The following is a 21,441-nucleotide window of genomic DNA, read 5'->3' as shown; positions in this document are numbered from 1 at the left end:
GGAGGTGATTTGATGATTTATCGCATTTTACGTTATGTTATTGCCATTCTTGTGGGCACGGCCGCCTACGTCGGAATGGACACATTAGCACCGATTATCGATCCGTATTTGGTATCACAATTCGAGACTTTTGGGGATATGTCATTGACCGTTGCTCGGCTTGGAGTTCTGATTTTCGGTACGGTGCTAGGTGTAATTATTGGGTATTTAGTTTCATCATTTATTTTGAAGCAGGGTTTAGTTGTTTCTAAACGTTTGGAACGGGTTCTTTCACACATTCCGAACCAAGAATTAATTGCGGGCACCATCGGTTTATTATTCGGTCTTATTATTGCAAATTTAATCGGTGTCGCATTTAATCAGGTGCCTATAATCGGACCTTATATTCCAATCATTTTGAGTGCCATTTTCGGGTATAGCGGACTTAAAATTATGGCTCGTAAGGGGCCTGAAATCTATCTGAACTATGTACAGCAGTGGCGCGAGGATGGGACGAAGAAACCGGGTCGCTTTAAAATGTTTTCCAACCATAAAAATGATAAATTTGAAAGTACGCCAAAATTATTAGATACATCCGTAATTATTGATGGCCGTATCAAGGAATTGTGCGGAACCGGCTTTATTGAAGGCCCTCTTGTGGTACCTCTTTTTGTATTGAATGAATTACAAATTATTTCGGATTCCGCCGATGCTACAAAGCGCAATCGAGGTCGTCGCGGTCTTGATATTTTAAAGGAGATGCAGGATGCTAACAATGTAGCGATTGAGGTTGTCGAAGACGATTACGATGATTTAACCGAGGTGGATTCTAAATTGATGCGTCTCGCCCTCGATAAGCAGTGGAAATTGATGACTAACGATTTCAACCTCAATAAGGTGGCCCGTGTTCAAGGTATTACGGTCTTGAATCTTAATGAATTGGCGAATGTACTGAAGCCGGCTCTTATTGCGGGTGAATGGATTCGCGTTCAGATTATGAAAGAGGGTAAGGAGATTCATCAAGGTGTGGCCTATCTCGATGATGGTACGATGATTGTCGTTGAGGATGGCAGACCGTACGTAGGTCAGTCTGTGGAGGTCATGGTTACATCGATTTTACAGACGAGTGCGGGTCGCATGATTTTTGCTCGTGTCGACGGGGGACAACATGGACAAGGAGATTAGCTGTATAGTTCTAGCCGCCGGTGCAGGTCGGCGTATGGCATATAAGGAGAATAAAATATTCATCCCTTTGGGAAACTATTCCATTATTCAACGTACCTTACAACAGGTGGCAAGGATTAAAGGTCTTGGTGAAATTATTTTAGTGGTTGCTGACGGTGAAGAGAAGTATATGGCGAATCATATAGAATCTCTTGATATATCCGTACCTACGCGCATCGTAACGGGCGGCTCGGAGCGTCAGGATTCCGTAGGTTGTGGCCTTAAGGTCGTTTCTAATGAAAGTTCTATCATTATTGTGCATGACGGAGCCCGTCCTCTGGCAACGACAGATATGTTTGAGTCCGTTGTCGCTGCCGCCCGTAAATATGGGGCCGCCACGGTGGGTGTGCCTGCTACGGATACGATTAAGCGCATCGATAATAATCATGAGGTCGTAGAAACATTGATACGCAGCGAGCTTTATCAGATACAGACGCCGCAAGGCTTTCAGAAGGAACTATTTCAGGAGGCCTACCAGAAGGCAAGCGATGATGCATTCCTCGGAACGGATGATGTGTCTCTTGTAGAATATTTAGGTAAGCCGGTACATATTGTAGATGGTGATTACTGTAATATAAAGGTGACGACCCCTAATGATATAGCTGTGGCAAATCGGTATTTGGGGATTGAGGAGAAGCGTATGCGCATTGGATTCGGTTATGATATTCATCAGTTAAAAGCAGGGCGTCCCTGTATATTAGGCGGTGTTCACATCGAATCGGATGTGGGACCTGATGGACATTCCGATGCGGATGTGCTCATTCATGCGTTGATGGATGCCATGCTGGGGGCTGCAGGACTTCGAGATATCGGTTTTTATTTCCCGCCGGAAGATGATCAATATAAGGGGATTTCAAGTCTACTTTTACTGGGAAAAGTGAATTCCTTATTGAAAGAACGGGGGCTTGAAGCCTATAATATAGATATTATGGTTATTTCTGAAACACCGAAATTAAAGCCTCATATCGATGATATGAAGACAAACCTGCAATCGGTGCTGCACATACCATTAGAACGCATTAGTATTAAAGCGACAACCAATGAGATGTTAGGGGCTATAGGTCGTCGTGAAGGCATTGCCGCTCAGGCTGTCGTTTCTGTATATGAAGGAGAGGTTTTATAATGAGTTCCATGAAAGTTCGTTTTGCTCCAAGTCCTACGGGGCCGTTTCATATCGGTGGCGCCCGTTCCGCATTGTTTAACTGGCTATTGGCACGTAAGGAAAAAGGGACATTCGTATTGCGCATCGAAGATACGGATTTAACCCGTTCCACTCGTGAAAGTGAAGAAAATATCAAGGCTTCTTTGAAATGGCTCGGCATGGACTGGGATGAAGGAATCGATGTGGGCGGTGATAACGGTCCGTATCGTCAGACAGAACGATTAGAACTATATAAAGCGGTAACACAACGTCTACTGGATGAAGGCAAAGCTTATGAATGTTACTGCACACAGGAAGAACTTGAAGAAGTACGGCAAGAGCAGATGGCCCGTGGAGAAACACCTAAATATAACGGTCACTGTGAACATTTAGATGAAGAAACAAAGGCAAAATATATTGCGGAAGGCCGCAAACCGACGATCCGTTTGCGTGTTCCGTTGAACAAGACCTATGCCTTTGATGATATGGTACGTGGTCATGTATCCTTCGAATCCAATGGGGTGGGTGACTTTGTTATCGTTAAATCTGACGGTATTCCCGTATATAATTTTGCCGTAGTTATGGATGACCACATGATGGGGATCACCCATGTTATCCGGGCGGAGGAACATTTATCCAATACGCCTCGTCAGATGGCTATTTATGAAGCTTTAGGATGGGATATTCCCACATTCGGTCACATTTCCCTTATTCTCGGCAAGGATTATAAGAAGATGTCCAAACGTCACGGCGCCACATCGGTAGAGCAATATAAACAATTAGGCTATTTACCGGAAGCTTTGGTGAACTTTTTGGCATTGTTAGGCTGGGCTCCGGAAGGGGAAAATGAATTCTTCACGCCTGATGAGTTAATTGAAGCCTTCTCTATGGATCGGGTTGCGAAAAATCCGGCCGTATTCGATATCGACAAGTTGAACCATATCAATTTCCATTATATGAAGAACTTAACTGATGAAGAACTGTTCCATCTTTGCTTACCGCATTTAAAGGAAGTCGGACTGGCTCCTGATAGTTTAAATCAAGCGGATATAGATCATTTAACATTGTTATGCTCCACATTCCGCGATCATATCAGCTTTGGTGCACAAATCAAGGATCATGTGGGGATGTTCATGGTGGATACGGTGTTCCTTGAAGAAGGTCACGAAGAAGAATTACGTGCCGTTCTGAATGAGGAATCCGCTCCGACTGTATTGACTGCATTCCGTAATGCTTTGTCCGCATTGGATGAAATTACGCCGGATGCCGTAAAGGCAACTATCAAGGCGGTTATGAAGGAAACATCTTTAAAAGGTAAGTTTGTATTCATGCCGATTCGCGTTGCCTTAACAGGTCAAATGCATGGACCGGATTTGAATAATATCGTAACATTACTCGGTAAAGAACGATGCTTACATCGTTTGGATTCTGCGGGGAACCTTACAAAATAATACTTAAGATAATATGGTATTAAGAAAGCCTCTTATGAACATATAGTTTATAAGAGGCTTTCTTGTGTTACCGTTATATATTTGCTATAATTATCGGCGTGTTTTATTTGATTTTTTTGAAAGTGAGTGTATATAATGCAATTTGTTCATTCCGTGAATCGCTTATTTAATAGTTATCTGTCCTGGATCGTGTTGTTAACGGCTGTTATAGCCTATTTGCTACCGAATTTCTTTGCATGGATGACGCCGTATGTGGCATATATGTTACAATTTGTCATGTTTGCAATGGGATTGACATTGACAGCTCAAGTTTTCATTGATGTATTTAAACAACCTTTAAAGGTTATTTTAGTTTCTGTCATTCAATTTTTATGGATGCCTCTAGCAGGCTTCTTGGTTGGTATAGCATTTAATTTTCCTCCGGAAATAGCTATCGGATTTATTTTATTAGGTGCCTGCCCGGGCGGCACCGCATCCAATGTTATGACCTTCTTGGCTAACGGTAATGTGCCGTTGTCCGTATCGGCTACGACAGTATCAACCTTATTAGCACCGGTGTTAACTCCATTATTCGTAGTATTATATGCAGGAGTTACATCATCGATTGAAATAGCATTTATGCCAATGTTTATTTCAATCATAAAGATTGTATTGGTACCGATTATCTTAGGTATAGTATTAAACTATTTTATTGGTGTAAAGATTGAACCGGTTAAATCCGTCTGTCCTACTATTGCCGCTATCGCTGTATTGCTTATCCTAGCAGCGGTTACAGCTGTCAATCAACAACGTATCGCTGAAACGGGCATCATTATTTTTGTAGCTTGTCTAGTACAGAATTTAAGCGGTTATGTAGTGACATATGTGGTGTGTAAAATCCTCAGTATAGATGTCTCTTCTCGACGCGCTATGCAGATTGAAGTGGCAATGCAGAATTCAGCATTATCTGTGTCTCTAGCTATGAAACATTTTACACCTCAAGCGGCTGTGGCCGGTGCGGTATTTTCTATTATTCATAACTTTACAGGATCTATTTTTGCCGGTATATGCCGTAAGCATGATGATCGGGAAAAGTTGGAAAAAGCATAATTTGATAGATAATGTAAAACGATGTTAATCCTCATTCTCGAATGACTCTATTGTGTTTAAAAGGGTAAGCACATGATCTTCGCGGATGAGGATTTGTCGTATTATCATTGACATTATATGGTGTAATTGGTACAATTATTACATATTTAAATAGGTTATATATTAATAGCTGAGACTGAAAGAAGTACTCTACAACTAACTTTTTAGCGAGGATCGATGGTGGGAGGGTCCAAGGATAGGTAGATGAAATGCATTCACGAGCTGACATTCCGATTATAGGTAGGTTTGTCCGGTCACGCGCCGTTATGCGTCGAGTGGGTATGAATGTACCTAACAGAGTGGAACCGCGGACCATCGTCTCTGTATGAGATGAGGGGTCTTTTTTATTTTATAAAAGATGGAGGCATCGGCAACGATGAGAGAAATTACAGTTTATAATACTATGACGCGTCAAAAAGAGGTGTTCTCTCCTGTAACACCGGGGGAAGCCAAGATGTATGTATGTGGTGTAACACCATATAATCATCCTCATATCGGTAATGCGCGTCCGTTCGTAACATGGGATGTAATCCGCCGGTATATGAAGCATGTAGGCTATAAGGTTACATATGTGCAAAACTTCACCGATGTGGATGATAAAATTATTAATACATCCAATGGGGAAGGCGTATCTTGGGATACTATTGCAAATCGTTATATCGACAGTTACTTTGAGGTGATGGATGCGCTCGGTGTACAGCGTGCGGATATTTACCCTCGCGTGTCTACACATATTGATGATATCATCGCCATGATCAGCACCTTGATTGAAAAGGGGTATGCCTATGAACTTGACGGCGACGTATATTACAGCGTTGAAAAATTCGATCATTATGGCGAATTATCCGGACGTACATTAGATGATATGGAAGCCGGTGCTCGTATTGAGGTGGACGGGCGTAAACATAATCCGATGGATTTCGCTTTATGGAAAGCCGCTAAACCGGGTGAACCGTACTGGGAAAGTCCGTGGGGCAACGGTCGTCCCGGCTGGCATATCGAATGTTCCGCCATGAGCCAGAAATATCTCGGTACGGAATTTGATTTTCATGGCGGCGGCAGTGATTTGATCTTCCCTCATCATGAAAATGAAATCGCTCAGTCCGAAGGTTGTTCCGGACAACATCCGGCAGTACGTTACTGGCTGCATAATGGGTTTATCACGATTAACTCCGAAAAAATGTCGAAATCTCTGAATAACTTTTTCTTGGTAAAAGATATTTTAGAGCAATATAGTCCGGATGCTTTGCGGTACTTTTTGTTGAGTACCCATTATAGAAGTCCGTTGGATTTTTCCGATGAACGTCTTGAAGAGGCTAATAAGTCCTTGGAACGTTTAAGTACAGCTATTGAAAATCTATTGTATTTGGAAGGCTGTGAAGCGGGCGAATGTGATGAAGCGCAACGTTTACTGGCTCGAGCGAAGACGTACGAAGAAGAATTTGAAGCCGCCATGAGCGATGATTTTAATACGGCATTAGCTACGTCCAGTATGTTCGGCTTGGCAAAAGAAATCAACATTTATTATCAGGAGGTTTCAAGCCGTAACGGCGTTGTATGTCAGGAGGCTATTGCCGAAGTAAAACGCATCTTTAAATTCATGACGGAAATTATCGGTGTTCTTGAAAAGGCATGGGAAGGTAATACCGGTGCTAATGCTGCGGAATATGAAGAATTGATGCAAGTTATCCTATCTGTTCGTCAGGCTTGTCGAGATCAAAAACAATGGGCATTGGCGGACTGCATCAGAGATCGTTTATCGGATATCGGTATTGTTATTGAAGATTCTCCTCAAGGGGCACGGTGGAAAAAACGTGAAGTTTAAACAATTTCAGTTCTTAAGAAATGAAGCCGTTAAAAAATTACATCAGTTAGATAAAGAACCCATGCATTTACGCAGTCGTACAATTGAGGATGCCCTTGGCGCGGATGCGGTGATGCTCGCCTATATCGGGGACGCCGTATACTCAATGTACGTTCGGGAGCGCGTGGTGCAGATGAATATTTCTAAGGTGCAGGTATTGCACACCATTGTGACGGAGTTTATCTGTGCAAGGTCTCAAGCAAAGGTGTTGCAGGTGTTGGAGACTACTTTCACGGAAGATGAACAGGCTGTAGCGAGACGGGCCAGAAACAGTCATGTGAATGTCCCTAAAAGCAGTTCTGTTCAGGAGTATCGCAGCAGTACCGCCTTTGAGGCGGTTCTGGGATTTCTGTATGAAACACGACAGGATGAACGTTTACAAATGTTGATGCGTGAAGCTTTTTCCGCGACTTTACAAGGTATGAATCATGGATAATTACATCGTAGGCCGTAATGCGGTCAAGGAAGCCCTTAAAAGCGGGCGCTCCATTCAACGCATTCTGGTCAGTGAGGATAAGGTTAAAACAGGGCTTGCCGATATTGTGGGCCTTGCAAAATCTCACGGAATTGAGGTGCGACCTACACCGATTAAGCAGATGAATAAGTATGAACTTGATGTACCTCATCAGGGGGTTATCGCGTTCGTGTCCGCCGTACAATTCAAAGAGTTAGGTGAAGTATTGCAAGAGACCGACCATGAAGTACCGTTACTGATTCTTACGGATGGTGTGGAGGATCCTCATAATATGGGGGCTATCATTCGAACGGCCGAATGTGCCGGTGCTACGGCGGTACTCATTCCGAAGCGACATAACGCACCGATTAATGCTACTGTAGCCAAGACCTCAGCCGGTGCTATAGAACAAATTCCACTTGTTCAAGTCGGTAATGTGGCGCAGACGGTCAAGCAACTACAAAAGCGGGGCTTTTGGGTCCTGGGTGCTCATATGGAGGGCGACAGAACCTTGTACGAAGCTGATATGACGGTTCCTACGGTTCTCGTTATCGGGAATGAAGGAAAGGGTATCAGTCGCATCGTAAAGGAAGCGTGCGATTTTCTCGTTACAATTCCGATGTATGGTCGTCTGAATTCTCTGAATGCATCTGTAGCGGCAGCTGTTCTCATGTATGAGGCCGTGCGACAGAGACAAACTAAATAGTTGAAAATCATAGATGCTTTCAGTATAATAAATTATATTGGGTTTTCTCTCGTGATTGTAAGGAGGAGCACACTATGAAGATGATTCATACACGCAAGTCCGATTACAATTTCAAAGAAATGACCGATGAGCAAGTTGTGGTCATTGCTCAGGAAGAGCAAAATGAGTTTGCAATCGATTATATAGTCAATAAATATAAGAACTTTGTTCGTGCTAAGGCTCGTTCCTATTTTCTCGTAGGGGCCGATCGTGAGGATATCATCCAAGAAGGTATGATTGGGCTTTATAAGGCTACTCGTGATTTTAAACATGACAAATTAGCATCATTCAGAGCTTTTGCTGAACTATGTATTACAAGGCAAATCATAACGGCTATCAAGTCTGCTACGCGCCAGAAACATGCACCGTTAAACTCCTATATATCGTTAAACAAACCTGTTTATACGGAGGAATCGGAGCGAACTTTGATTGAAATGCTGTCTTCCGCAAAGGTTACAAATCCGGAGGAACTGATTATCAGCCAAGAGGAACTGGATGATATTGAGCGCAATATCGGCCATATTTTGAGTGATCTTGAGTGGGAGGTTTTGGAAGGTTATCTTGATGGACGATCTTACCAAGAAATGGCGAAGGTCACGGAGCGCAGTGTTAAATCGATAGACAATGCGTTACAAAGGGTTAAACGTAAATTAGAGAAGTATTTAGAGCATCGTGTATTGGACTCTGTCGGAGTCTCACAGGAAGGAAGACAACAGTGACAAATATTTTTATGGTCCTAGAAATAATCGTATCCGTATTATTAATCGTGGTTGTAATAGCGCAGAACAGTAAGAGTTCAGGTATGGGTGGTGCCGTATCCGGCGCTGCGGATTCCTCGTTTGGCGGTAAGGAACGAGGTTTAGACGGTTTCTTGTCCAGATGTACGATTATATTGGGGATTATCTTTGCTGTGTTGAGCTTAGTATTAGGAGCAATGATTAATCAATTCTAATGATAAAAGCCTGCATTGCAGGCTTTTATTTTTTATAATTAAAGGATGTGGAGTCTTGAAGAAAAAAGTATTACAGTTTTATAAATCCATAGAACCACATGCATATCATATCGAGGATGCCGCTGTAGATAATCATATTAAGGGCGGCAAAGATTTGGAACGGTTTATTCGGGCCGCTCATAGCCTTGGAAAAGAAGGCGTTTTGCAATCTATACGCCCTGATGTATATATGTACCAAGAACAACACTATGATGAATATGAAGGAATCTATAAGGGGTATCGTAAATCTTTCGGATTTGTCATCATGCCTGAAGGGGAAGATGATATTTATATTCCGGAAAAATATAAAGGTACCGCTATGCATAATGATAAGGTACGTGTTCGAGTTATTCCGTCCACCTATATCAATCACAAGCGGGAAGGGCTCATTATAGATATTATTGAACGTGCTAATGAAACGATTGTCGGCACCTATGATCGGCAACAGAATTTCGGCTTTGTCGTACCGGATGATGAAAGAATCGGTACAGATATATTTGTAGCACTTGAAAATACCTTGGATGCTCGTAGCGGTGCGAAGGTATTGGTAAAAGTTACAAAATGGCCGGAAGGAGATAAAAAGCCGGAAGGGGTCATTACGGAGATTCTCGGTTATAAGGGAGATGTGGGCCTTGATATCAACTGTATCATGGCGAATCATAAGATTCCGTTTTCATTTCCTGACGATGTAATCAAGGCCAGTCAGCGTATCGATACAGTTATTCATGATGATCCAAAGCGATGGGACCTCAGAGATTTGCAGATGGTTACCATAGATGGTGAAGATGCAAAAGACCTGGATGATGCCGTAAGTGGGCGCAAGCTACTGAACGGTAATTACGAATTGGGTGTTCATATTGCGGATGTCAGTCATTATGTAACATCCGGTCAGGCCATTGATAAAGAAGCCTATAAACGCGGCACCTCCGTATATCTCGTAGACCGCGTCGTACCTATGCTGCCGGAGGTCTTATCAAACGGTATCTGCAGTTTAAATGCGCACGAAGACCGATATGCTATGACCTGCATGATGGAAATTGATGAAGCAGGTCAGGTGGTAAACTACCGTATTAAGCCTTCCATTATCCGAGTTGGACGTCGTTGCAGCTATAAAGAGGTATACAAGGCTTTGGCGGAAGACATTATTCCTCCGGATTTGGCGGATTTTATGCCTATGTTACGGGATTTGGCGGAGATTGCGAATATTCTTAATCGGATGCGTCGTCAACGTGGTGCATTGGATTTTGATTTTCCTGAGTACAAGGTGTTACTTGATTCGGAGGGGACGCCACTGCGCATTGTGAAACGTGACAGAACCTTAGCTGAGCGACTCATTGAAGAATGTATGCTTATCGCCAATGAAACGGTGGCAACTCATTTAAAGGATACACATCGGGCATCCGTATATCGTATTCATGAAATGCCTAACGAGGAGAAATTATCTCTCTTTCAAAAGGTTCTCAACTATCTAGGTGAAAACCTCATTCTCGGTGCTGATGGCGTTGCACCGCGGGATTTTCAAAAAATTCTCGATACGGTAAAGGGAAAAGATATCGAACAAGTTGCTCAGATTATGGCGTTGCGATCCATGCAGCAAGCTAAGTACAGCGTGGAAAATGTGGGGCATTTCGGTCTGGCATCCGCTTGTTATACGCATTTTACATCGCCGATCCGTCGATATCCGGATCTAATGGTGCATCGTCTGTTGAAGGCTGATATGCACTGGCCGAACGGATATAGTAAACGAGATGTGGATGAGGAATTTTTAGTACGTGCCGCGGAACATTCATCGATTCAGGAACAGGTCGCAACCGAAGCGGAAAGGGAAACGACGGATTTGAAGACGACTCAGTATATGGTTCCTTTTGTAGGGGAAGTATTTACGGGGATCATTTCGAGTATCACATCTTTCGGTATGTTCGTGGAACTCGAAAACGGCATTGACGGTCTCGTTCATATCAGTATGATGACGGATGATTACTATTTCTTTGACGAAGAACATTTCGTCCTTGTAGGCAAACGGACCGGACGCATATATCGATTAGGGGAAACCGTAACGGTAACCTTGGTGAAAGCCGATGTAGAGAAGAAACAAATTGATTTTGTTCTCGGTGAAGTTGATAATTTGGCGGCGATTCAGGAACAATTGAACAATGATTCGGATTACGGTGATTCTCGTAGAAGTAGTGGGGCCCGCAAGTCGGGCGGATCCAAAACGAAGGGGCGTAGAAAGCAGTCTTCTCGTAAGGACGGTTCCGGTCGCTCGAAATATGATGCTTTCAAAAGTAAAGCGGGTAAAGGTAAATCAAGCCGTAAGAAATCTCATAAAACATCGAAACGAAGCGGTTCGAAAAAGTCTAAGGGAAAACGTAAACGATAGGAGGCTATATGGCAAAACAATCAAATCCGTCGCTTATTGCTGATAATCGTAAGGCGCGCCATGATTTTAATATTCATGAAACCTATGAAGCCGGCATTGCTCTGACGGGGACGGAAATTAAATCCATTCGGCAAGGAAAATTGAATTTAAAGGACAGTTTCTGCCGCATTGATAAGGGAGAACTGTTACTCTACGGCGTGCATATCAGTCCTTATGAGCAGGGGAACCGCTTTAATCATGAGCCTGAACGGACCCGGAAGTTATTGATGCATAAATCGGAAATCAATAAATTGCACGCGCAGGTGAAGGAAAAAGGATATTCCTTGGTACCGTTAAACTTTCATTTCAGTCGTGGTTATGTAAAGGTTACGGTCGGTCTCGTAACGGGCAAAAAACTTTACGATAAGCGTCAGGATATGGCGGAACGCGATGCGAAACGCGATATAGAAAAACGTTTGAAGGAACAACAGAAATATTGATCTTACAGCGATGCGCTGTTCTGTAGCTAATTGTTAACTGCATTTCATAATTTGAAATGCAGTTTTTTCTTGTATAATTATGATTCTCTAATTATAATGTAAACTATAAGAAAGTTTGTGGTTAACATTATCTAGGTAGAGGAGATTATCATGAATCAGAACATCAGGTACATTACGGAAATCGCAATTTTAACGGCTATGATTACTGTGCTGGGGGCAATCAAAATTCCCAATGTTATACCGGGCATAGAATTTCAACTGTCCGCACCTTTGGCGGTGGCAATTTGCGCCGTATTCGGGTTTAAGAAGTACATTATCAGCGGTTGTTTATCGAGCTTAATCGGTTTGGCACTGGGGACACAAACCATATTGAATGTGATGATTGCTATGCAGTTCAGACTGATTGTAGGGTTGATTTTGTGGGTGTGTCATAATCATATGGTCGGCATTATCATATCCGGTCCTATTGCATCGGCTTTAGCAAGATTATCGCTATCTCTATATATCGGAAAAGCGGCGTTACCAATGATCGGATTAGCCGTACCGGGTATGATTTTCACCGTTATTATGGCCCCCGTATTTGTGAAAGTATTCCAGAAAATTCATAATCAGGTACCTCAACATCACTCCGTAAAAGGGAAGGTGTTATGATGAAACCTTTATATAGTATACGTATGCGTGCTGCTCAAGGAGGTCCTCATGAATCGGGAGGACATCATATTTCCGGTGCAGAGCGTATTGTTACGATGGATCAGGTGGGGACAGTGGCTCAGTCTTTAGTTGATCGAGCTTTACATCATAGTAAAGGGGTTGCTGATTTTATCAATATCACTGTCGATCTTGTACCGACGGATTCCATACGGCATATCTCCGTGTTGGACGTAGAGGAGCATGAAACCTCCGACGTATCCGATGCCCGTTTACTGGCAAAGAAACTTCTGGAGAAAACTGAAATTACTTCTGCATCCGTGGATAAAGGGGTATCTTTATTATGTGGTCTATCAACATCTATGCGCGGCGCTATGTTGATTGATTCCGTTTCGGGTGAACGCATTGATGAAGGTCAGCGAGGCGTGCGTGTCAGTCATATGGACACCTGCTCAGATCTCAGTATATACAATATGAATGAACATATGCGCGAGGCTCTGGTATTAGCCTCGAAGGTACAATCCTGTGAAGGCATTGTCGGTGAATTGTGCTGGTCCGATGACCCGGATTATACGGTAGGCTATGTCGCCTGTGACGGTGTATATCATCGTCTTCCTCATATGAAAGAAATGGGTTCATCCATCGGAGGGCGTACCTTTTTTGTTAAAACGGGAACAGATATATCAAAATTAATCGCTTATTTGGAGTCTGCCCCGGTATTAGTTGAATGGTGAAAAGATGTACGAATACTTTCAACAACAATTAAAAGATAAAGAAATCAGTCATAATTTCAGGACTATTAAAGAGTATCATCCCATAGATGCGGTGCGTGTACTGTATGATGATAGAGAGTATCTGATGATGGCCTCGAATAATTATCTGGGGCTGACCTTTGACAGCCGCATACAATCTGCGGCTATAGAGGCCGTACAGAAATATGGGACCGGATCCGGCGGAGCCCGCCTTGTATCGGGTACATTTCCTCTGTTTACAGAGATAGAGAGAGCCATTGCAAAGTTTAAGCATTCCGAGAGTGCCCTGATTTTTAATACGGGGTATATGGCGAATGTGGGGACGATATCCGCTTTGTGCGACAAAAACAGTATTATCTTCAGTGACGCATTAAATCACGCCAGCATCATTGACGGTTGCCGTCTAAGTAAAGCGGCTATACAGACGTATCGACATTGTGATACGGAGCATTTAACATATCTACTCAAGAACGTACCGAAGGATACGCGTAAGTTGATTGTTACGGATGGAGTATTCAGTATGGATGGTGATATAGCACCGTTGGATACGCTATATGAATTGAGCCGAGAATATAATGCGCTGATCATGGTCGATGACGCTCATGCGACAGGTGTTATCGGCGAGGGGCACGGGACATCAGCACATTTTGGCTTGGACGGACTTGTGGATATTCAGTTAGGTACATTGAGTAAAGCCTTGGGTTCCGTAGGCGGCTATGCGGCTGCGTCGAAGGTCATTGTCGATTATCTTGTCAATTTCAGTCGCAGTTTTATATTTTCAACGGCATTATCACCGGCTGATATAGGCGCTGCATTGGCGGCTCTTAACTTGATTGAAACCGATATTGATATTTATGAACAGCTACAGGATAATGTGGCTTATATGGCTCGAGCATTAAGAACATTCGGTATAGAGGCAACGGATACGACACCGATATTTCCGATTATAATCGGTAGCAATGAAGATGCTTTGGCTGTGTCTCATTCGATGCGGGAATCCGGCATTATCGGAACAGCTATCCGTCCGCCGACGGTTCCTGTCGGTGAAAGCAGAATCAGACTCACCGTGACTGCCGCACATACTAAGGAACAGATAGATTATGTGTGCAGGTCTTTGCAACAGGCGATGAGAAATATTTAATTGCTAAAATTGACAGTGTGTATAAATAGGCTTATAATTATTTAACCGACGCACGGGGATGTAAAGGTTTCGACAGGGGTGCGTGTGGTATAGATAGCGAGTCGGCGTTCCATGAGGCCGTAAAACGGTGGGAAAACATTTAAACGCAGAAGAAAATTTTGCATTAGCTGCATAAGCTACGTCCCTCATACTTGTGCCTACCAAGTGTGAATGGACGTCAAACAGTAGGCTGGCCTAATTTAGTTGTTCATATGAATTAGGCGAGATAATATGAACTGGGGTTGTGTAGCTTGTCTGTGAGCGATAGCAACCTGAGACTCAAATCATAGACTGTACTCGGAGAAGTCTATATGGCAACACTTCTGGACAGGGGTTCGACTCCCCTCATCTCCACCAAATGAGAGGCCTACATTTATTTCTTGAGAAATGAGTAGGTGTTTACAGATAAATTTAAGATTATTCGGCTATAATAGATGGAGAACAGCCGATTAAGTGGTTTTAAAACCGCCTAGGTAGATTCTTAGGCGGTTTTTTGTATAGTAAGAACCATTTTATTATTAATAGGTGGTAAAAAATTTGAGGGGTGATAGTTTATGGAAATTTTACTTATGTCATATTTAGCGGGAACAGAAAGTATAACAAAAAAGTATCTTTCAAAAATGGTTTCGAATAAAATAATTTTTATTCCTACTGCCGGAAATGTCGAACCATATACTGGATATATCGATGAAGGTATTGAGATGCTGAGATTGCTAGGGTATGAAGTTGAAATTATTGATATTACCAAATTTGATGAAGGCTATTTAAAGGATAAAATTTTAAAGGCGGAATGTATATGTATATCCGGTGGGAACACCTTTTATTTATTGCAGGAAATAAAAAAGAAAAATCTTATAAAGGTCCTTGTTAAAAGAATCAAAGAAGGGGCATTCTATATCGGTGAATCCGCAGGGGCAATCATTATGTCTGAGAATATTGAATATAATCACATAATGGATGATAAAAGTATAGCCTCTGAATTAGATGATTATGCAGGGTTAAATGTATTTGATCATTATGTTCTGCCGCATATAGGAGAGTATCCATTTGAAGAAACTGCTCAGAAAACATTAGATATTTATCAAGATAAGATATCATTAGTGCCGATAAACAATAATGAAGCAATTTTAGTGAATGATAATGGTTATACGGTATTAAATGAAAACAAATAAAGTAAACTAGTGATTTATAATTTTATATTCTTGAAAGTTATAAGTGTTCACATTTAAATATTTAATGTCAATGATTTTTACCATTTTTATTGCATACAATGGAAGAATGTTTATCTAGATTTTATCTGTATTTTACTGTGTTCAGAATGTCCTTATAAGTTGACTTCATAAATAGAATAAAGTAAAATAAATTGTAATATTTGTGATTTTATTGTGCCCAAAATGATTAGTTTCTGAAAAGGAGTATAGATAATGAAGTTTCGTTATTCCCGTATGTTGGCGGCTCTCGTAGTGTCAGTCGTTATGGTTGCTGGTTGTGGAAATAACCAACAGCAATCCGGTGACGTGGCTGTTAATGCATACAAGATAACCGCCAGTGATACACAAGTGGATCAAACATTTAGCGGTACTGTTGTAGCAGAGAATTCTGTAGAAGTACATGCCCGTGTAACCGGTTATGTAGTGGAAAAATATGTTAAAGGCGGGGAACAGGTTGTAGCGGGGCAACCGTTATATCGTATTGATTCCCGCGAGTATGAAGCTAGCCTGGCTAATGCCGAGGCACAGGCGGCACAGGCCAATGCCACGTTGAAAAATGCTCAGGTGGATTTGCAACGCTATGAAAATTTGGCTAAAGAAGATGCCATCGCTCAACAACGTGTAGATACACAACGTAGTACGGCAGAACAGGCTCAGGCTACTTATGACGCTTATGAAGCATCTGTTAAGATTGCGCAGGATAATTTAGGTGATACTATAGTATATGCACCGTATTCAGGTACACTTCGCATGGATGACATAGATTTAGGCACCTTTGTTCAGGCCGGTTCCACGAAATTGGTAACGATTGATTCTATCGATCCGATCTTTGTTGAATTCAGCATGACGGAACAAGAGTATCTCGATTTCATGAAAAATCGTTCCGGTGATGATACAAGCGGTACAAATTTAAAATTAAAATTGGCTGATGGTAAGGAATATGGTGAATTAGGTACGGTTGTACAGGCTGCAAAGAGTCTTGACAGCTCCACAGGTAAGCTTGTGTTGAAAGCGTCATTCCCAAATCCTAATCATCTATTATTGCCGAATATGTTCGCTACCGTAATTTCACCGGGGGAAAAATTGAAGAATGCTATCTTGGTTCCATCTCGTGCGATTTTGCAAATCATGGATAAAAACTTTATCTATGTAGTCAATGCAGACGGTGTGGTTGAACAGAAAGCTGTTGAAATCGGCGGAACAACAGATGGCAATACAATTGTTAAATCCGGTTTATCCGCAGGGGATACCATTGTCGTCGACGGCTTAACAAAGGTTAAGAACGGTGTGAAAGTAACCCCTAATATGCTTACAAAAGACCAATTGAAGTCAACAAAATAAGAGGAGGCTAGATCGTGTCGAAATTCTTTATTAATCGGCCTATCTTTGCCATCGTAATAGCTATTGTTATTACGTTGGTAGGTCTCATTTCCATGATGAACCTCCCGGTAGCTCGATATCCACAAATTTCTCCACCTACGGTCCGTGTTAATACTGCCTATACCGGTGCTACGGCACAGGTCGTAAATGATACGGTTGCCAGTGTTATTGAAACACAAATTGTAGGTGTACAAGATATGGACTATATGACGTCCAACAGTTCCAGTAACGGCAGCTATTCCTTAACGATTCAATTTAATCAGGGAACCGATGCCGATATGGATACCGTTAACACTCAAAACCGTGTACAGGCGGCACTTTCACAATTGCCGTCCGAAGTACAGGCGGTAGGTGTAACGACTACAAAATCGTCCGGTGATATGGCGATGGTATTCTCATTGAATTCGCCAAATGGTACCTATGATTCTACATTCCTTAAAAACTATGGAACCAACTATATGATGGATGAGATTAAATCCATTAAAGGCGTAGGTTCTGTACAGGAATTCGGTTCTGACTATGCCATGCGTATCTGGTTAGATCCGGCGAAGATGCAGAAAATGGGTGTTACCATTTCAGAGGTTACAGCCGCTATTAAGGCTCAGAACTTGCAGGCTGCGGCCGGTACTGTGGGGCAAAACCCGACAAATGGTCAGCAGGCATTCCAATATCCTATTAAGATTGAGGGGCGTCTTGTAACACCGGAACAGTTCGGTAATATTTCATTAACAAATTCTCAAGGTACAGTACTCCATTTAAAAGATATTTCCCGTATTCAGGTTGGTGCAGAGGACTATAATTTCTCCGCTAAAACAAATCATAAAGAGGTAGCGGGTTTTGCTGTTTCCTTGCAAAATGATGCGAATGCACTTGAAACAATTGCTAACGTAAAGAAAGTGCTGGAAGAGCAATCCAAGTCATTCCCGCCTGATCTGGAATATCACGTTGTCGTCGATAATACGAAGTTCGTAAGTGCATCTATTAATGAAGTTGAGCATACTTTCTTTGAAGCTTTACTCCTCGTGTTAGTCGTAGTATATGTATTTTTACAATCCTGGCGTTCCACAATCATTCCTATGATTGCCGTACCGGTATCATTGCTCGGCACATTCGGCGCATTTGTCATATTGGACTTCTCCATCAATACATTGACATTGTTTGCGATGGTGCTGGCCATCGGTCTTGTCGTCGATGATGCTATCGTCGTGGTGGAAGCCGTCGAATATGAATTGAAATACAATGGATTACCTCCGAAAGAGGCTGCCATCAAAGCGATGGAAAATGTACAGGGCCCTGTAATCGGTATCGCTTTTGTACTGGTTGCCGTATTCGTACCGGTTGCCTTTATGGGCGGTATGACGGGGATCCTGTATAAGCAGTTCGCTTTGACCATTGCCGTATCCGTTGTTATCTCCGCCATTATTGCCCTTGTATTGACACCGGCACTATGTGCGACGATGTTGAAACCGCATGTACCGAATAATCATGAAAATTGGGTGCATCGTCAATTGAATAAATTTAATGAAGGTCTCGACAGATTCAGCAATTGGTATGGCCTTCAATTAGCTCGCTTGAGTCATAGATTGAGCTTAACGATTATCACGTTGCTTATATTTGCGGGCGGTACAGCGTTAATTTTCCACTTCCTGCCGACGGCTTTCGTACCGGCGGAAGACAGCGGTTATTATATGATTGCTGTCAATGAGCCTCCTGGGGCAACAATGGATCGTACGATGGCGACTCTTGAAAAGATTGCTTCGTTCTTAGAACGTAAAAATGATCCGGAAAAGAAACCTGAGGAACAATTGTTCCAGGAAGTATTTACGGTAGGCGGTTTTGACATCTTAGGAGGAGGGCAAAAAACCAGCGCCGGTATTATCTTTGCCTCTATGGCTGATTGGAAATACCGCACGACCTCCGATACATCTATTAATGCTATGATCGGTCAAACATTTGGTTTTGCAGCTCAAAAAGTACCGGAGGCTACTGTTATCGCTATGAATCCGCCATCCATTCCGGGCCTTGGTACTACCGGCGGTTTCAGTATGTATATTATCAATAAGTCCGGTGATAGTGCACAGGTTATGGCTGAACGTGCTAATGATTTCTTAGCGGAAGCGCGTAAGAGTCCTGCAATTCAATCAATTTATACAACATTCGATACATCCACCCCAACCTTACAATTTGATGTAAATCGCGATAAAGCGGCTCAAGATGGAGTGGCAATATCCGATATCTTTACTACATTACAAGGTTTCTACGGCAGTATTCAGGTTAATGACTTTACTACATACGGTAAAAACTATAAGGTTGTTGTACAGGCTGAAGATGCATATCGTCAGAATGCAGATAATCTTAATATGCTAGCCGTTCGTAATAGTAAAGGAACGATGGTACCGGTATCAAATTACATTACGAAGGAACAAACCGGTACTCCATCCAGTATCACTCGTTTCGATAATGCGATGGCCGTACAAATCGGCGGTTCCCAAGCGAATGGTTATTCCTCCGGTGATGCTATTAATGCTTTGAAAGACGCAGCTGCTAAAACATTACCGGCTGGTTATACTTATGACTGGGCCGGACAATCCCGTGAAGAGTTGAAAGCGGGATCTCAAACTATTATGATTCTCGGCTTAGGCCTGGTATTCGTATTCTTGATCTTGGCCGCTTTGTATGAATCTTGGAAGGTACCGTTTGCCGTATTGTTCTCCGTACCGTCCGGTATGATCGGTGCATCGTTGATACCGTTCTTGTTGAATTTTACGGGCAGGTATCAGCTGGCGAACGATATTTACATGCAGATCGGTTTACTTACCTTGGTGGGATTAGCGGCGAAAAATGCGATTCTGATTATTGAATATGCTAAGATTCGTGTCGATGAACGGGGCATGAATGTTGTTGATGCAGCTATTGAAGCTGCGAAGATACGTTTGCGTCCAATCTTGATGACATCCTTTGCGTTTATCCTCGGTGTATTACCGTTGGCTGTATCTACTGGTGCCGGTTCCGGTGCTCGTACATCAATGGGGATTACCGTGGTTGCAGGGATGACGACGGCAACATTGTTCGGTATATTTATCATTCCGATGTTGTTCATCATCATTGAAAAACTTGGACCCGGCTTGTTGACTAACCGTAAGAAAGACCATGAATAAACATCGTTAATATTTTGTATATTATGATGGTTTAAAACACGCCACTACATAGTAGTGGCGTGTTTTTTTGTGTGAATTATGATATAATGAATAAGTTAAAAATCGGATTGACTTAAGTCAATGAAGTTATATATTTATTGATAAAAGAGGTATAGTATGAGTGACGTAAAAACATATGTAGCAGGCCATAAAAGTCCGGATACGGATTCTATCTGTTCCGCTATTTCCTTTGCTAATTTTTTGACACAAATGGGGACCCCTGCCACACCTGTATGTGCCGGACCAGTGAATAAAGAAACTGCTTTTGTTCTTGATTATTTTGGCTTTGCTCATCCTACAATTGTTACTAATTGGGAGGAAACATGTCCGGAAGGTGGAAATTTATATTTAACTGATCATAATGAATCTAAACAAATCATCGATGGCTATAAAACGATGAATATGTGCGGTGTAATTGATCATCATCGCATTGGCGACTTTGAAACGGATGGACCTGTATTTATTCGTATGGAGCCGGTAGGGTGTACTAATACGATTTTGACTAAGTTGTATGTAGAAAATAATCAGGACATTCCCAAGAATATTGCCGGACTAATGTTATCTGCCATTATTTCTGATACCGTATTGTTCCGTTCACCTACATGTACGGAAACAGATAAGGAAATGGCACATAAGCTTGCTGATATTGCCGGTGTAGAACTTGCCGTATACGGCTTGGATATGTTGAAAGCAGGTGCGGATATTTCCGATTTGACGAATGATGATATCGTTCGTACGGATATGAAGGAATTTTCCGAAGCGGGTAAAACTATTTCTATCGGGCAAATTTCCGTTATGGATACGACCGAAATTCTGGCTAAACAAAATGAATTAATTACCGCCTTGGAAGCGCTTCGCAGTGCTAATAATTATGATGCATCATATATTATGATTACGAATATTCTTGATGAAAGTACCACATTATTGTTCAGCGGTGAAGTTAATGATGTTGTAAAAAATGCATTCGGGAAAGATATAAAAGATAACTCCGTATTCCTGCCGAATACAATGTCTCGTAAAAAACAAATTGTACCACCGATTTTGGGGGCTATGAAATAAGATATGTAAAATGGGAACGTTGCTATGCAACGTTCTTGTTCTCTATGTAATGTAATAGATTATATTTAACATTAAAGATTAGACTTAGGATTATATAACACTTTACTATAATATCCTAATTATATTGATTAGATGTAATGTTATAGGTTAAGTCTTTATATATAGATGAAAATAGATT

At 42.0% G+C, this 21,441-nt stretch carries 18 protein-coding genes, 1 other RNA gene and 1 other annotated feature; all 19 genes read left to right on the top strand.

Annotated features, from left to right (window positions below; translation table 11 throughout):
• Positions 1 to 12: 12 nt before the first annotated feature.
• The 19 genes from HMPREF1521_RS02075 (at position 13) to HMPREF1521_RS01990 (ending at position 21,263) form a co-directional block, all read left to right on the top strand.
• On the top strand, positions 13 to 1,164 hold the full coding sequence (locus HMPREF1521_RS02075) for a PIN/TRAM domain-containing protein (protein ID WP_038115213.1): 1,152 nt from the start codon (positions 13 to 15) through the stop codon (positions 1,162 to 1,164).
• Positions 1,148 to 2,326 carry a 2-C-methyl-D-erythritol 4-phosphate cytidylyltransferase gene (gene ispD / locus HMPREF1521_RS02070; RefSeq protein ID WP_038115210.1) on the top strand — a complete coding sequence of 393 codons (1,179 nt, stop codon included), beginning with the start codon at positions 1,148 to 1,150 and terminating at the stop codon, positions 2,324 to 2,326. Before HMPREF1521_RS02075 ends, ispD begins: the two co-directional genes overlap by 17 nt.
• The gene (gene gltX, locus HMPREF1521_RS02065; protein WP_084214610.1) at positions 2,326 to 3,795 is read left to right on the top strand and encodes a glutamate--tRNA ligase; all 1,470 of its coding nucleotides are present in this window, start codon (positions 2,326 to 2,328) and stop codon (positions 3,793 to 3,795) included. The genes ispD and gltX overlap by 1 nt, the downstream gene beginning before the upstream one ends.
• Positions 3,796 to 3,930: 135 nt before the next feature.
• On the top strand, positions 3,931 to 4,884 hold the full coding sequence (locus HMPREF1521_RS02060; RefSeq protein ID WP_038115209.1) for a bile acid:sodium symporter family protein: 954 nt from the start codon (positions 3,931 to 3,933) through the stop codon (positions 4,882 to 4,884).
• A gap of 162 nt (positions 4,885 to 5,046) precedes the next feature.
• Positions 5,047 to 5,249, top strand: a binding site (T-box leader).
• A gap of 50 nt (positions 5,250 to 5,299) precedes the next feature.
• Positions 5,300 to 6,748 (top strand): cysteine--tRNA ligase, encoded by a 1,449-nt coding sequence (gene cysS / locus HMPREF1521_RS02055; RefSeq protein WP_038116019.1) that lies wholly within the window; start codon positions 5,300 to 5,302, stop codon positions 6,746 to 6,748.
• On the top strand, positions 6,738 to 7,223 hold the full coding sequence (locus HMPREF1521_RS02050; RefSeq protein WP_038115206.1) for a Mini-ribonuclease 3: 486 nt from the start codon (positions 6,738 to 6,740) through the stop codon (positions 7,221 to 7,223). The genes cysS and HMPREF1521_RS02050 overlap by 11 nt, the downstream gene beginning before the upstream one ends.
• The gene (gene rlmB / locus HMPREF1521_RS02045; protein WP_038115202.1) at positions 7,216 to 7,947 is read left to right on the top strand and encodes a 23S rRNA (guanosine(2251)-2'-O)-methyltransferase RlmB; all 732 of its coding nucleotides are present in this window, start codon (positions 7,216 to 7,218) and stop codon (positions 7,945 to 7,947) included. The genes HMPREF1521_RS02050 and rlmB overlap by 8 nt, the downstream gene beginning before the upstream one ends.
• 74 nt (positions 7,948 to 8,021) lie before the next feature.
• Positions 8,022 to 8,705 carry an RNA polymerase sporulation sigma factor SigH gene (gene sigH / locus HMPREF1521_RS02040; RefSeq protein WP_038115199.1) on the top strand — a complete coding sequence of 228 codons (684 nt, stop codon included), beginning with the start codon at positions 8,022 to 8,024 and terminating at the stop codon, positions 8,703 to 8,705.
• An 11-nt stretch (positions 8,706 to 8,716) separates the two neighbouring features.
• On the top strand, positions 8,717 to 8,938 hold the full coding sequence (gene secG / locus HMPREF1521_RS02035) for a preprotein translocase subunit SecG (RefSeq protein WP_038116018.1): 222 nt from the start codon (positions 8,717 to 8,719) through the stop codon (positions 8,936 to 8,938).
• Between the two features lie 55 nt (positions 8,939 to 8,993).
• Positions 8,994 to 11,357 (top strand): ribonuclease R, encoded by a 2,364-nt coding sequence (gene rnr / locus HMPREF1521_RS02030; RefSeq protein WP_038115195.1) that lies wholly within the window; start codon positions 8,994 to 8,996, stop codon positions 11,355 to 11,357.
• An 8-nt stretch (positions 11,358 to 11,365) separates the two neighbouring features.
• Positions 11,366 to 11,836 (top strand): SsrA-binding protein SmpB, encoded by a 471-nt coding sequence (smpB, locus tag HMPREF1521_RS02025; RefSeq protein ID WP_038115193.1) that lies wholly within the window; start codon positions 11,366 to 11,368, stop codon positions 11,834 to 11,836.
• 150 nt (positions 11,837 to 11,986) lie between these two features.
• Positions 11,987 to 12,487: a hypothetical protein gene (locus HMPREF1521_RS02020; protein ID WP_038115192.1), complete on the top strand. Its 501-nt coding sequence runs from the start codon at positions 11,987 to 11,989 to the stop codon at positions 12,485 to 12,487.
• Entirely contained in the window at positions 12,487 to 13,218 is a 732-nt protein-coding gene (locus HMPREF1521_RS02015; protein WP_038116016.1) for a 6-carboxyhexanoate--CoA ligase, read from the top strand. The genes HMPREF1521_RS02020 and HMPREF1521_RS02015 overlap by 1 nt, the downstream gene beginning before the upstream one ends.
• 4 nt (positions 13,219 to 13,222) lie before the next feature.
• A complete protein-coding gene (gene bioF, locus HMPREF1521_RS02010; RefSeq protein WP_038115191.1) occupies positions 13,223 to 14,377 on the top strand; it encodes an 8-amino-7-oxononanoate synthase in 1,155 nt (384 codons plus the stop codon).
• Between the two features lie 54 nt (positions 14,378 to 14,431).
• Positions 14,432 to 14,773, top strand: a transfer-messenger RNA (tmRNA) gene (gene ssrA / locus HMPREF1521_RS08860).
• A gap of 197 nt (positions 14,774 to 14,970) precedes the next feature.
• Entirely contained in the window at positions 14,971 to 15,588 is a 618-nt protein-coding gene (locus tag HMPREF1521_RS02005) for a Type 1 glutamine amidotransferase-like domain-containing protein (RefSeq protein ID WP_038115190.1), read from the top strand.
• A 252-nt stretch (positions 15,589 to 15,840) separates the two neighbouring features.
• Entirely contained in the window at positions 15,841 to 16,968 is a 1,128-nt protein-coding gene (locus HMPREF1521_RS02000; protein WP_038115188.1) for an efflux RND transporter periplasmic adaptor subunit, read from the top strand.
• Positions 16,969 to 16,982: 14 nt separating this feature from the next.
• Positions 16,983 to 20,165: an efflux RND transporter permease subunit gene (locus HMPREF1521_RS01995; protein ID WP_038115186.1), complete on the top strand. Its 3,183-nt coding sequence runs from the start codon at positions 16,983 to 16,985 to the stop codon at positions 20,163 to 20,165.
• 156 nt (positions 20,166 to 20,321) lie between these two features.
• A complete protein-coding gene (locus tag HMPREF1521_RS01990; RefSeq protein ID WP_038115183.1) occupies positions 20,322 to 21,263 on the top strand; it encodes a manganese-dependent inorganic pyrophosphatase in 942 nt (313 codons plus the stop codon).
• Positions 21,264 to 21,441: the final 178 nt, after the last annotated feature.

It is taken from the genome of Veillonella sp. AS16 (assembly GCF_000517785.1).
Classification (GTDB): domain Bacteria; phylum Bacillota; class Negativicutes; order Veillonellales; family Veillonellaceae; genus Veillonella; species Veillonella denticariosi.
Note: the sequence above shows the minus strand (reverse complement) of the source record. Positions and strands in the feature narration are given on the sequence as shown.